Below are 12057 nucleotides of genomic sequence, written 5' to 3'. Positions count from 1 at the left end.
TGGATGTCCACGATCAGCAGCGGCAGCTCCAGGGAGACCGCGAGCCCGATCGTTTCCGACTTCAGGGCAACGCCGGGGCCCGAGGTGGTGGTCACGCCGAGCGCGCCGCCGAAGGCCGCGCCGAGGGCCGCGCCGATGCCGGCGATCTCGTCCTCGGCCTGGAAGGTCCGTACGCCGAAGTTCTTGTGCCGGCTCAGCTCGTGCAGGATGTCCGAGGCCGGGGTGATCGGGTAGGAGCCCAGGTAGAGCGGCAGATCGGCCTGCCGGCTCGCCGTGATCAGGCCGTACGACAGGGCCAGGTTCCCGGAGATGTTGCGGTAGGTGCCCGTCGGGAAGGCGCGGGTCGCCGGGGCCACCTCGTACGAGACGGCGAAGTCCTCGGTGGTCTCGCCGAAGTTCCAGCCGGCCCGGAAGGCGGCCACGTTCGCCTCGGCGATGTTCGGCTTCTTCGCGAACTTCTGCCGCAGGAAGGTCTCCGTGCCCTCGGTGGGCCGGTGGTACATCCAGCTCAGCAGCCCCAGCGCGAACATGTTCTTGCTGCGCTCGGCCTCCTTGCGGGAGAGCCCGAAGTCCTTCAGCGCCTCGACGGTCAGCGTGGTCAGCGGCACCTGGTGGATGTTGTAGGCGCCCAGCGAACCGTCTTCCAGGGGCGAGGTCTCGTATCCCACCTTCGCCATCGGGCGCTTCGTGAATTCATCGGTATTGATGATGATCTCGGCGCCGCGCGGAACGTCCGCGATGTTCGCCTTCAGCGCCGCCGGATTCATGGCCACCAGTACGTTCGGGGCGTCGCCCGGCGTCAGGATGTCGTGATCGGCGAAATGCAACTGGAATGACGAAACGCCCGGCAGGGTGCCGGCGGGGGCGCGGATCTCGGCCGGGAAGTTCGGCAGCGTGGAGAGGTCGTTCCCGAAGGAGGCCGTCTCCGAGGTGAAGCGGTCGCCGGTGAGCTGCATGCCGTCACCCGAGTCACCCGCGAAGCGGATGATCACCCGGTCCAGACGGCGTACTTCCTTGCCCCCCGGAGCCGGGGGGGTCCGCTGTTCGCCGACTACGGCACCTTCGGCCCCGTCGGCCTGCTCGGCTGGACTACTGACCTGGCTGGTCACTGAACTGGACCTCCTTCGAGGCGTGGCGTTCCCGTTCCCAAGGTCAACCCTACGTCGGCAGGGACGGCCTTCCTGGGGGACGCTCGTATTCTGGACCGTCGTCCGCGGCGGTCTGTCGAGAGAATCCCGTGGGATTGCGCCGGTCCACGGGATTCCGAGAGATTCCGAGATTTCGTGCCGTGCAGAAATAGTGCGAGCCCCGTGCGGCCGGGTGAGGGAACGCCACACCTGACAGAGTGTCAGTTGATCAAGGTTTTGATCAATGCCCCGGATCTGTCGATCAAGACCGCAGGTAGGTGAGAACGGCCAGAACTCGCCGGTGGTCCCCGTCGCTGGGCGACAGCCCGAGCTTCATGAAGATGTTGCTGACGTGCTTCTCCACCGCCCCGTCGCTGACCACGAGCTGCTTGGCCACGGCCGAATTGGTCCGCCCCTCGGCCATCAGGCCCAGCACCTCGCGCTCGCGCGGGGTCAGCCCCGCCAGCACGTCCTGCTTCCGGCTGCGGCCGAGCAGCTGCGCGACCACCTCCGGGTCCAGGGCGGTCCCGCCCCGGGCCACGCGTACGACGGCGTCCAGGAACTCGCGCACGTCGGCCACCCGGTCCTTGAGCAGATACCCCACCCCGGTACTGGAACCGGCCAGCAGTTCGGTGGCGTACTGCTCCTCCACGTACTGCGACAGCACGAGCACGCCTATCCCGGGATGCTCGCGCCGCAGCCGCACGGCGGCCCGTACGCCCTCGTCGGTGTGGGTCGGCGGCATCCGTACGTCGGCCACCACCACGTCCGGCAGCGCATCCTCTGCGGCCAGCTCCGCCACCGTCTTGATCAGGGCTTCCGCGTCCCCGACGCCGGCCACGACGTCATGCCCCCGGTCGGTCAGCAGCCGGGTCAGGCCCTCACGCAGCAGCACTGAATCCTCGGCGATGACCACCCGCACCCTGTCTTCCACGTCCAGCAGCTCCCGAGTCCACGTCGTCCGATGTACCTGACGCAGCCAAGCATCCCAGCCCGGGGGCCGGATGGAGGCGAGTAGGGATCATCGAATGAGGCGGACGCGGGAGCCGCGGACGGGACTACCGGGAACGCCAGGGGAGCTCGGCGGTGACGGTGGTGCCGTCACCGGCCGGGGAATCCACGACCAGCACCCCGTCCACGGCGTCCAGCCGCTCGGCGAGACCGGCCAGCCCGGTGCCGGATCCGTCGCTGCGCGCACCGCCGCGGCCGTCGTCCACGACCTGGATCAGGAGCCGGTCCCCGGACTTCCACACGTCCACGCTCGCCGTACGGGCCCCGGAGTGCTTGCTGATGTTCTGGAGCAGCTCGGAGACGGTGAAGTACGCGATCCCCTCGATCGCGGCCGCGGGCCGGTCCGGCAGATCCGCGGACACCCGGACGGGCACCGCGCAGCGGGAGGCCACCGAGGACAGCGCCGCGTCCAGACCGCGGTCGGTCAGCACGGCCGGGTGGATCCCGCGGGCCAGGTCGCGCAGTTCCTGGAGTGCGACCTTCACCTCTCCGTGCGCCTCGTCCACCATCCGGGCGGCGGCCTGGGGGTCCTCGGCCAGCTTCTCCTTCGCCAGACCGAGATCCATGGCCAGAGCCACCAGGCGGGCCTGGGCCCCGTCGTGCAGGTCGCGCTCGATGCGGCGCAGGTCGGCGGCGGCCGTGTCCACGACGACCCCGCGGTCGGACTCCAGCTCGCTGACGCGGTCGTCGAGGCGCGAGGGGCCGAGCAGCCCGGCGACGAGGACGCGGTCGACGGTGGTCAGGGCCCGCACCACCCAGGGCGTGGCCAGGGTGAAGGCCAGTCCGACCAGGCAGGCGAGGGCGATCTCGGCGGGGGAGTCGAGGTAGAAGGTGTAGTCGTCGTTCTGGAAGAGCTGGAGCCCGGGCATGTCCGTGTAGGCCGGGAAGACCCAGAACCAGACGGGGTACAGGAGGAACGCCCACCCGTACGCCCAGAACACCAGTGCCAGGGTGAAGGCGAAGACGGCCCAGGGGAGGTGGATCACGGAGTACAGGACGTGCCGCCAGGCGGTGCCGCTCTTGAGCAGGGCTCCCATGGCGGCGAGCGCCCCCCGCTTCCGCGCCCGGACGGGCGCCGGCTCGGCGATGTCCAAGCCGAGCATGGCCCGTGCCCGGCCCCGCTCGACGCGCCCGAACCCCCGGCACATCGCGAGCACCCCGGCGAGCACCGGGATCCCGAGGAAGGTGACGAGCAGCCCGGCGCCGAGGCTGACACCGGTGATCGCGAGCGAGAAGTAGAGAACGCTCAGCGGCAGCCCGAGCAGGAGATAACCGAATTCCCGCCAGGTCCGCCCCTCGACGGGAGCCCGCAACGCTCGCCCGAAACCCATGACCCGGCCCGCCCTTCCCGCATCTCCCATGACAACCCCCACCCTCCCGCCCGGCCGCTCGGGAAACCATCGGGCGGGTAGGCGTCCCCATGGTGGGGATAACCCCACCACCCCCCGGTCCAGCCCGCCTGGACCGCGGTCGGATCCCGGCCCCCGGCCCCCGGCAGAACGACGGGACCCCCGCCCGCACCCACCCCGGACGGGGCCCCGATCACAGGCCGAAGCCGGCGGCTCAGCCGCGCCCGCGCCACGGCAGCTCCGCCGTCACGACCGTCCCGCGGCCCTCGGGGGAGTCGACCACGAACACCCCGTCCACGGCCCGCAGCCGCTCCGCCAGCCCGGCCAGCCCCGACCCGCCCCCCACATCGGCCCCGCCCCGCCCGTCGTCCGAAACCCGGATCAGCAGCCGGGCCGACGCGGGAGAGGCCCCGGCGCCCCGCCAGACCTCCACGCTCGCCACCCGGGCTCCCGCGTGCTTGCTCACGTTCTGCAGCAGCTCCGACACCGTGAAGTACGCGATCCCCTCGATCGCGGCCACCGGCCGCTCCTCCAGGTCCACCGCCACCTTCACCGGCACCACGCACCGCGAAGCCACCGCCGACAGCGCCGCGTCCAGCCCCCGGTCCGTCAGCACCGCCGGATGGATCCCCCGCGCCAGGTCCCGCAGTTCCTGGAGCGCCAGCTTCACTTCCCCGTGCGCCTCGTCGACCATCACCGCCGCCGCGTCCGGATCCTCCAGCAGCTTCTCCTTCGCCAGGCCCAGCCCCATCGCCAGCGCCACCAGGCGGGCCTGGGCCCCGTCGTGCAGATCCCGCTCGATGCGCCGCATGTCGGCCGCCGCCGTGTCCACGACCACTCCCCGGTCGGACTCCAGCTCCGCGATGCGCCGCTCCAGCTCGTCCGAGGGCGACAGCAGCCCCCGCACCATCAGCCGGTCCACGTTCGACAGCCACCGCACCACGTACGGCAGCACCGGCCACAGCACCAGCAGCCCGATCAGCGCCACCGTGAAGGTCAGCACCCCCCACGGCAGCCGGACCAGCCCGTACAGCACGGTCCGCCAGCCCACGGGGTCCTTCACGCCCGCCCACAGCCAGGGGAAGAACCCGCCGGCCCGCCGCGGCCCGGGCAGCGGGCTCGGCTCCTCCACCCGTACGCCCAGCAGCACGCGCGCCCGCGCCCGTTCCAGCCGTCCCAGCTGGCGGGATCCGAACAGGCCGACCGCGAGCAGCGGCAGCCCGATCGCGGTCACGGACAGGCCGCCCGCGGTCGCCACCATGGTCACCGTGTAGACGAAACCGACGAGCGCGAGCGGCAGATTGCCCAGCAGATGGACGGTCTCTTTCCACGCCGCGGCCCCCAGAGCGGGGCGTACGGGCGGCGGCCGGTCGTTGTCGGGACCGGGGTGGGAGGCTTGAATGGGCGCGGTCATGCGGCCCAGCCTGCCAAATCCCGGTCCGCCGCTGCCATGGGGCAGCCGGGCGGCTGTAAACGGGGGATAACCCCACCCTGTGTGGACCAGGCCCTAGACTCCCGTCCGTACCAGATCATCGACAGTGGCCAAGGAGCGAGGAACGGACGTGCCCGACCCGACGGTATCGACCGTAACCGTGCTCGCGGCGGACTATTTCCGGAGTTATTCGGTCGTCGGCCTGCTGGCCGTCCTCGGTGTGCTCTTCGTGGCCGTCGCGTTCGGCGCGGGCCGCCTGCTGAGACCCGTCGTCCCGACCCCCGAGAAGCTGCTGACGTACGAGTGCGGCGTGGACCCCGTCGGCGAGGGCTGGGCGCACACCCAGGTCCGCTACTACGTCTACGCGTTCCTCTACGTCATCTTCGCCGTCGACTCGATCTTCCTCTTCCCGTGGGCGACGGTGTTCGCCGACACCGGCTACGGCGCCACCACGCTCGTGGAGATGTTCGTCTTCCTGGGCTTCCTGGCCGTCGGCCTGCTCTACGCGTACAAGAAGGGCGTCCTCGAATGGACGTGACACCGGCCGCGACGCCGGCCGAGCCCCAGCTGCTCCCGGAGCCCAAGCGCCTGGGAGTCCTCTCCCGCCTCGCGCCCGAGCCCATGAAGGTGGTCCTGAACTGGGGCCGCCGCTACAGCCTGTGGGTCTTCAACTTCGGCCTCGCCTGCTGCGCGATCGAGTTCATCGCCGCGTCGATGGCCCGGCACGACTTCATCCGCCTCGGCGTCATCCCGTTCGCGCCGGGCCCGCGCCAGGCGGACCTGATGATCGTCTCGGGCACGGTGACGGACAAGATGGCGCCGGCCGTGAAGCGGCTGTACGAGCAGATGCCGGAGCCGAAGTACGTCATCTCCTTCGGTGCCTGCTCCAACTGCGGCGGGCCCTACTGGGACTCGTACTCGGTGACCAAGGGCGTCGACCAGATCATCCCGGTCGACGTCTACGTCCCCGGCTGCCCGCCGCGCCCGGAGGCGCTGCTCCAGGGCATCCTCAAGCTCCAGGAGAAGATCGCCAGGGAGTCGCTGGCGGACCGCTACGCGACCGGGCCGTCGACCGCCCAGCTCACGAGCGGTCTGATCACCCCGCCGCCCGCCCCGGGGGCCGACGCGTGAACCTCTACGACTCCCTCCCGGACGCGGCGGCGACGATCTTCGGCGCGGAGGCGCTGGCCGACCACTCCTACGACGTGCTGACGGTGGACGTGCCGGCCGGGAGCTGGATCCCCTCGCTGGAGATCGCCCGGGACAAGCTGGGCTGCACGTACTTCGACTGGCTGAGCGCGGTGGACGAGCCGGGAACGGGTTTCCGCGTCTGCGCGCACGTCGTGTCCCTGGAGAACCACCGCGTACGCCGCCTGCTGCTCCGTACGACGGTCCCGCACTCGGCGCCTTCCCTGCCCTCCGCGGTCGCGATCTACGCGGGCGCGGAATGGCACGAGCGGGAGACGCACGAGATGTTCGGCGTGGTCTTCACGGACCACCCGCATCTGGTCCCCCTCCTCCTCCCGGAGAACTTCGAAGGCCACCCGCTGCGGAAGGACTTCGTCCTGGCCGCGCGCGTCGCGAAGGCGTGGCCGGGAGCCAAGGAGCCGGGCGAGGCCCATGACCCGGCCGCCCCCAAGCGCCGCCAGATGCTCCCGCCGGGCGTTCCGGACCCCAACGACTGGGGCCCCATGAAGGGCCAGCTCCCGCCGGCCCCGGCCCGCCCCGCCCGAGGCGCCCGCGCGGCGGCCGCAGGAGCCACAGGCACTGCAGGAGCCGAAGCCCCCGCCCGCCCGGCCCGCCGTACCCGTTCGGTGGCGGAGGGCTCGGCGAGCCAGGCGGCCACCCCGGCGGAGCCCGGCGCCGAGGCCGCGCCCGCGCGCCCGGCCCGCCGTACCCGCTCGGTCTCGGAAGGCTCGGCGAGCCAGGCGGCCACCCCGGCGGAGCCCGGCGCCGAGGCCGCGCCCCCGCGCCCGGCCCGCCGTACCCGCTCGGTCTCGGAAGGCTCGGCGAGCCAGGCGACCCCCTCGGCGGCATCCGAAGCGACGCCCGCCGCCCCCGAGGCCGCCCCGCAGGCCGACGCCCCGCGCCCGGCCCGCCGTACCCGCTCCGCATCGGACGGTCCGGCCGGCCAGGCCGTCACCCCGGCCGAGCCGGAAGCCGAGGGCGGGCAGGGCGACGCGGCCGCGAGCCAGGCGATCCGAGGCCGCACGGTGGCGCCGGGCAGGCGCCCCGCCCCCCGCAGCGCGGACGCCCCCTGGCACAACGCCCAGCCCGCCTTCGCGGAACCGGAACCCACGCCCGCACCCACGCCCGCACCCGCACCCGCACCCGCGGCCGAGCCCGAGCCCGAGTCCGCACCCGCACCCGCGGCCGAGCCCGAGTCCGCACCCGCACCCGCGGCCGAGCCCGGGGCCGCCCCCAGGCCCGACGCCGAACCGGATCCCGCCCCCGGCGCGGATCCCGGCGCGGGCCCCGCCGAATCCGAATCCGACACCAACGGAGGCGACGCGTGAACGACGTCCTCGACGTCGCGCTGCGACTCATCGTCGTCTTCGCCGTGTTCCTCGTGCTCCCGCTCGTCGTCGGGCAGACCGAGCACAAGGTCATGGCCCACATGCAGGGCCGCCTCGGCCCCATGTACGCCGGCGGCTTCCACGGCTGGGCCCAGCTCGTCGCCGACGGCGTGAAGTTCGCGCAGAAGGAAGACGTCGTCCCGGCGGGCGCCGACCGCCGGATCTTCCAGCTCGCCCCCGCCGTCGCCCTGCTCCCGTACCTCCTCGTCCTCGTCGCCATCCCCATCGGACCGGGAGAGGGTGCCGTCGGCCAGGTGATCGACGCCGGGCTGTTCTTCGTCCTCGCCGTCATGGGCGTCGGCGTCCTCGGCAGCCTCATGGCCGGCTGGGCCTCGGCGAACAAGTTCTCCCTCCTCGGAGGCCTGCGCACCGCCGCCCAGCTCCTCGCCTACGAGCTCCCCATGCTGCTCGCCGCCGCCTCCGTCGCCATGGCCGCCGGGACGGTGTCCCTCCCCGGCATCGTCGGCGCCTTCCAGTGGTGGTGGCTCCCCTGGCAGATCACCGGCGCGCTCGTCTTCTTCACGGCCGGCCTCGCCGAACTCCAGCGGCCGCCCTTCGACATGCCCGTCGCCGACTCCGAGATCATCTTCGGCGCCTACACCGAGTACACCGGCCTGCGCTTCGCGCTGTTCCTGCTCGCCGAGTACGCCGGCATCGTCGTCCTCTGCGCCCTCACCACCGTCCTCTTCCTCGGCGGCTGGCACGGCCCGATCGCCGACGGCTGGGTCTGGACCCTGCTCAAGACGGCCGTCCTCGCCTTCGTCGTGATCTGGCTGCGCGTCAGCTACCCGCGACTTCGCGAGGACCAGCTCCAGAAGCTCGCCTGGACCGTACTCATCCCGCTCGCGCTCGCCCAGATCGCGCTCACCGGCATCGTGAAGGTGGCGATCAGCTGATGCCCATCCCCGGATCCGGCCTCGCCAAGGGCCTCGCCGTCACCCTGCGCACGATGACGAAGCGCGCGCACACCGCCCAGTACCCCGAAGTGCAGCCCGAGCTCCCGCCCCGCACCCGCGGGGTCATCGGCCTGTTCGAGGAGAACTGCACGGTCTGCATGCTGTGCGCCCGCGAGTGCCCCGACTGGTGCATCTACATCGACTCCCACAAGGAGACGGTCCCGGCCGCCGCCCCCGGCGGCCGCGAGCGCAGCCGCAACGTCCTCGACCGCTTCGCCATCGACTTCTCCCTCTGCATGTACTGCGGCATCTGCATCGAGGTGTGCCCCTTCGACGCCCTCTTCTGGTCGCCGGAGTTCGAGTACGCGGAGACGGACATCCTCGAACTCACCCACGAGCGCGACAAGCTGCGCGAGTGGATGTGGACCGTCCCGGCCCCGCCCGCCCTGGACCCGGCCGCGGAGGAGCCCAAGGAGATCGCCGCGGCCCGCAAGGCGGTGGAGAAGGCCGAAGCCGCCGCCGCCGCGGCGGCGGCGGCAGCGGCAGCAGCGGCCGCCGAGGCCGCCGCCCCCACGACGCCCGAGACCGACACCCCCACCACCCCGGAGGCAGACGCGTGAGCGACCTGACCCCCGCGGCCACCGCCCTGGCCGCCGCGGCGACGGGTCACGGGTTCCTCTCCCCGACCGGCGTCGAGATCGCGTTCCTCCTCGTCGGCCTCGCCACCCTCGGCGCGGCCGTCGTCACCGTCACCACCAAGCAGCTCGTGCACGCCGCCCTCTGGCTGGTCGTCGCCCTCGGCGGCATCGCCGTCGAGTACCTGCTGCTGACCGCCGAGTTCATCGCCTGGGTCCAGGTCCTGATCTACCTCGGCTCCGTGGTCGTCCTCCTCCTCTTCGGGCTGATGCTGACCAAGGCCCCCATCGGCCGCTCCCCGGACGCCGATTCCCACAACCGCTGGGTCGCCCTCGGCGTCGCCGTCGTGGCCGCCGCGTCCCTCGTGTGGGTCGTCGTCGATGCCTTCCGCACCACGTGGATCGACCTCGACGGACCCGTCCAGGGCTCGACGAAGGTCTCCGGCGAGATCCTCTTCCAGCACTGGGTGCTGCCCTTCGAAGCGCTCTCCGTCCTCCTCCTCGCGGCCCTGATCGGCGCCATCGTGCTCTCCCGCAGGGAAGCCGCCGATGGGCCCGAAGACAACACGAAGGGGCAGCAGCGCTGATGCACCTCGCCTACCCCGCCGTGCTCGCGGCGCTCCTCTTCTGCACGGGCCTGTACGGAGTGCTCGCCCGCCGCAACGCCATCCTGGTCCTGATGTCCGTCGAGCTGATGCTCAACGCCGTCAACCTCAACCTGGTGGCCTTCGACGTCTGGCTGCGCGACGCCCTGCACGCCGGCCAGGCCCTCACGCTCTTCACCATCGCCATCGCCGCCGCCGAGATCGGCATCGGCCTGGCGATCGTGCTGATGGTGTACCGCAACCGCGGCACCTCGGACGTCGACCGGCTGCGCGACACCGCGGAAGGCCACGAGCCCGCGGTGAACGCCCGGATCGCCCCGAACGGCCAGCCCGCCCCGAACCACCAGAGCGAGGTCACCGCGTGAGCACCACGACCCTCGCCGTCCTCGTCCCGCTCCTGCCCTTCCTGGGCGCGGTGGCGGGACTGCTGCTCGGCCGCAGCGCCCCCGGGTTCGTCCGGCCCCTCGCGGTGCTGCCGGCCCTGGCCTCCGCCGTACTGGCCGTGGTCGTCGCCGTCCGCCAGGGCGGTGGCAAGCCGATCGTCGCCTCGACGCAGCTGACCCCGACCGGCTCGGTGCCGATCGACCTCGCGCTCTACCTGGACGGATTCGCCGTCCTGGTCGCCGTGCTGGTCGGCGTCGTCGCCACCTGCGTACAGCTCTACTCCACCGCGTACCTCCGCGAGGACCCGCGCTACCCCTCGTACGCCGCTCTGGTCTCGCTGTTCACCTCCGCCATGCTGCTCGTCGTCTACTCCGGCGACCTGATGGTGCTGCTGGTCGGCTGGGAGGTCATGGGCATCTGTTCGTACTTCCTCGTCGGCCACTACTGGGAGACCGAGGCGGCCCGATCCGCCTCCCTCAAGGCCTTCCTCGTCACCAAGCTGGGCGACGTCCCCTTCCTGATCGGCCTGTTCGCGCTCGCCACCGACGCCGGCTCCTTCCGGATCACCAAGATCCTGGGCACCGTCGCCGCGGGCGGGCTCGACCACCCGACGCTGATCGCGCTGCTGCTGCTCGCCGGAGTCGCGGGCAAGTCCGCGCAGTTCCCGCTGCACACCTGGCTCCCCGACGCCATGGCGGGCCCCACCCCGGTGTCCGCGCTGATCCACGCCGCGACGATGGTCGCCGCCGGTGTCTACTTCGTCGCCCGCCTCCTCCCGGTCTTCGAGGCCTCGCAGGCCGCGATGGTGGTCATGGCCGTCATGGCGGCCGTCACGATGGTCGGCTCCGGCCTCGCCGCCCTGGCCCAGGACGACATCAAGCGCGTGCTCGCCTACTCCACGATCGGCCAGCTCGGCTACATGACCGGGGCCCTGGCCGTCGGCGACCGCGGCGCCGCCGTGTTCCACCTGCTGTCCCACGGCGCCTTCAAGGCGCTCCTGTTCCTCGGCGCGGGCGTGATCATCCACGCCGCCGGGACGAACTCCCTGGCCGCCATGTCCCGCATGGACGGCCTGGCCAAGCGCATCCCCGACGCCTTCTGGACCATGACGATCGCGCTGCTCGCGCTCGCCGCGATCCCGCCCTTCGCCGGCTTCTTCTCCAAGGAAGCCGTCCTCGTCGCCGCCGAGCACGCCGCCGGCGGGCACACGGAGGCCGCTCCCAGCGCCGCCGGCTGGCTCGTCCTCGTCGCGGGCGTACTGACCGCCCTGCTCACCGCCGCCTACGCCGCCCGGCTGTGGCTGATGGCCTTCCGCGGCCGGGGCGCGGCCGCCCCCGACCACGGCAAGGAGCCCGTCGCCATGACCGGCGTGCTGTGGCTGCTCGCGATCCCGTCCCTCGGACTCGGCCTCGCCGCCGGCCCGATCGCCGACTGGTTCGACGGCAACGGGCTCACCCCGACACCGGTCACCTCCGTGCTCGGCACCGGAGCCGCCGCCGTCGGCGCGGTCCTGACGTACGCCCTGTGGCAGCGGGCCGCCGCGAAGGCCGCCGCGGCTCCCGCCACGGCAGCACCCGCCCCCGGCGCCACCATCGCCGCTGCCGAACAGCCCGCCGCCGTCGCCGCCACGGTGTCCGCGGCCACCGCCGCCGCCGAATCCGCCGCCGAGACGCCCGAGGTCGCCGAGGTCACCCACGAGCACCCCGCCGTCCCGGCCGGCCCCGCCGCCGACCCCGGCCGGGCGCTGCTCGGCCCCCTGCACCGCCACGCGGCCGCCGGCTTCCACCTCGACGCCGTCTACGACCGGCTGTTCGTCCGACCCGTCCGCGCCGCCGCGAGCCTCGTCCGCTTCCTCGACCGCGAGGTCGTGGACACGTACGTCAGCGGCGCGGGCGCCGGCCCCCGGCTGCTCGGCGCTCTCGTACGCCGGGCCCAGACCGGCAACGTGCAGAGCTACCTGAGCGCCCTGCTCGCCGGCGCCGTGGTCCTGGCGATCGCCACCGCCGTCCTCGCCAACGTCAACGCCGGATCGTGAGCCGTGA

Annotated in this window: 12 protein-coding genes; 8 read left to right on the top strand and 4 right to left on the bottom strand. The window is 72.5% G+C overall.

What is annotated here, in order from left to right; translation table 11 throughout:
• The 4 genes from AB0M92_RS03145 to AB0M92_RS03130 all read right to left on the bottom strand — a co-directional run.
• On the bottom strand, positions 1–1109 hold a 1109-nt coding region (locus AB0M92_RS03145), incomplete at its 3' end, for a 2-oxoacid:acceptor oxidoreductase family protein (RefSeq protein ID WP_366100310.1).
• Between the two features lie 280 nt (positions 1110–1389).
• Complete coding sequence (locus AB0M92_RS03140; protein WP_030161942.1) at positions 1390–2049, bottom strand: response regulator transcription factor; 660 nt, start codon at positions 2047–2049, stop codon at positions 1390–1392.
• A gap of 136 nt (positions 2050–2185) precedes the next feature.
• Positions 2186–3469, bottom strand: coding sequence for a sensor domain-containing protein (locus tag AB0M92_RS03135; protein WP_366100309.1), 1284 nt, complete (start codon positions 3467–3469; stop codon positions 2186–2188).
• A 232-nt stretch (positions 3470–3701) separates the two neighbouring features.
• Positions 3702–4901: a sensor domain-containing protein gene (locus tag AB0M92_RS03130; protein ID WP_366100308.1), complete on the bottom strand. Its 1200-nt coding sequence runs from the start codon at positions 4899–4901 to the stop codon at positions 3702–3704.
• A gap of 148 nt (positions 4902–5049) precedes the next feature.
• Here AB0M92_RS03130 and AB0M92_RS03125 point away from each other — a divergent pair, with 148 nt between their 5' ends.
• From AB0M92_RS03125 to AB0M92_RS03090, 8 genes are read left to right on the top strand one after another with little or no spacing between them, the layout of a single operon-like run.
• Entirely contained in the window at positions 5050–5457 is a 408-nt protein-coding gene (locus AB0M92_RS03125) for an NADH-quinone oxidoreductase subunit A (protein WP_366100307.1), read from the top strand.
• On the top strand, positions 5448–6050 hold the full coding sequence (locus tag AB0M92_RS03120) for an NADH-quinone oxidoreductase subunit B family protein (protein WP_366100306.1): 603 nt from the start codon (positions 5448–5450) through the stop codon (positions 6048–6050). Before AB0M92_RS03125 ends, AB0M92_RS03120 begins: the two co-directional genes overlap by 10 nt.
• Complete coding sequence (locus AB0M92_RS03115) at positions 6047–7435, top strand: NADH-quinone oxidoreductase subunit C (RefSeq protein WP_366100305.1); 1389 nt, start codon at positions 6047–6049, stop codon at positions 7433–7435. The genes AB0M92_RS03120 and AB0M92_RS03115 overlap by 4 nt, the downstream gene beginning before the upstream one ends.
• Positions 7432–8391, top strand: coding sequence for a complex I subunit 1 family protein (locus AB0M92_RS03110; protein ID WP_366100304.1), 960 nt, complete (start codon positions 7432–7434; stop codon positions 8389–8391). The genes AB0M92_RS03115 and AB0M92_RS03110 overlap by 4 nt, the downstream gene beginning before the upstream one ends.
• On the top strand, positions 8391–9011 hold the full coding sequence (locus AB0M92_RS03105; RefSeq protein ID WP_366100303.1) for an NADH-quinone oxidoreductase subunit I: 621 nt from the start codon (positions 8391–8393) through the stop codon (positions 9009–9011). The genes AB0M92_RS03110 and AB0M92_RS03105 overlap by 1 nt, the downstream gene beginning before the upstream one ends.
• Positions 9012–9016: 5 nt before the next feature.
• The gene (locus AB0M92_RS03100) at positions 9017–9613 is read left to right on the top strand and encodes an NADH-quinone oxidoreductase subunit J (protein ID WP_366100362.1); all 597 of its coding nucleotides are present in this window, start codon (positions 9017–9019) and stop codon (positions 9611–9613) included.
• The gene (gene nuoK, locus AB0M92_RS03095) at positions 9613–9996 is read left to right on the top strand and encodes an NADH-quinone oxidoreductase subunit NuoK (protein WP_366100302.1); all 384 of its coding nucleotides are present in this window, start codon (positions 9613–9615) and stop codon (positions 9994–9996) included. Before AB0M92_RS03100 ends, nuoK begins: the two co-directional genes overlap by 1 nt.
• Positions 9993–12050, top strand: coding sequence for an NADH-quinone oxidoreductase subunit L (locus AB0M92_RS03090; RefSeq protein ID WP_366100301.1), 2058 nt, complete (start codon positions 9993–9995; stop codon positions 12048–12050). The genes nuoK and AB0M92_RS03090 overlap by 4 nt, the downstream gene beginning before the upstream one ends.
• Positions 12051–12057 lie beyond the last annotated feature (7 nt).

Source organism: Streptomyces sp. NPDC051582 (assembly GCF_040681715.1).
In the GTDB taxonomy this organism is placed as follows: Bacteria; Actinomycetota; Actinomycetes; order Streptomycetales; family Streptomycetaceae; genus Streptomyces.
Note: the sequence above shows the minus strand (reverse complement) of the source record. Positions and strands in the feature narration are given on the sequence as shown.

Coding starts and splice junctions, on each gene's coding strand:
- AB0M92_RS03105 (WP_366100303.1), top strand. CDS start 8,391: ATGCCCATCCCCGGATCCGGCCTCGCCAAGGGCCTCGCCGTCACCCTG.
- AB0M92_RS03130 (WP_366100308.1), bottom strand. CDS start 4,901: ATGACCGCGCCCATTCAAGCCTCCCACCCCGGTCCCGACAACGACCGG.
- AB0M92_RS03120 (WP_366100306.1), top strand. CDS start 5,448: ATGGACGTGACACCGGCCGCGACGCCGGCCGAGCCCCAGCTGCTCCCG.
- nuoK (WP_366100302.1), top strand. CDS start 9,613: ATGCACCTCGCCTACCCCGCCGTGCTCGCGGCGCTCCTCTTCTGCACG.
- AB0M92_RS03135 (WP_366100309.1), bottom strand. CDS start 3,469: ATGGGTTTCGGGCGAGCGTTGCGGGCTCCCGTCGAGGGGCGGACCTGG.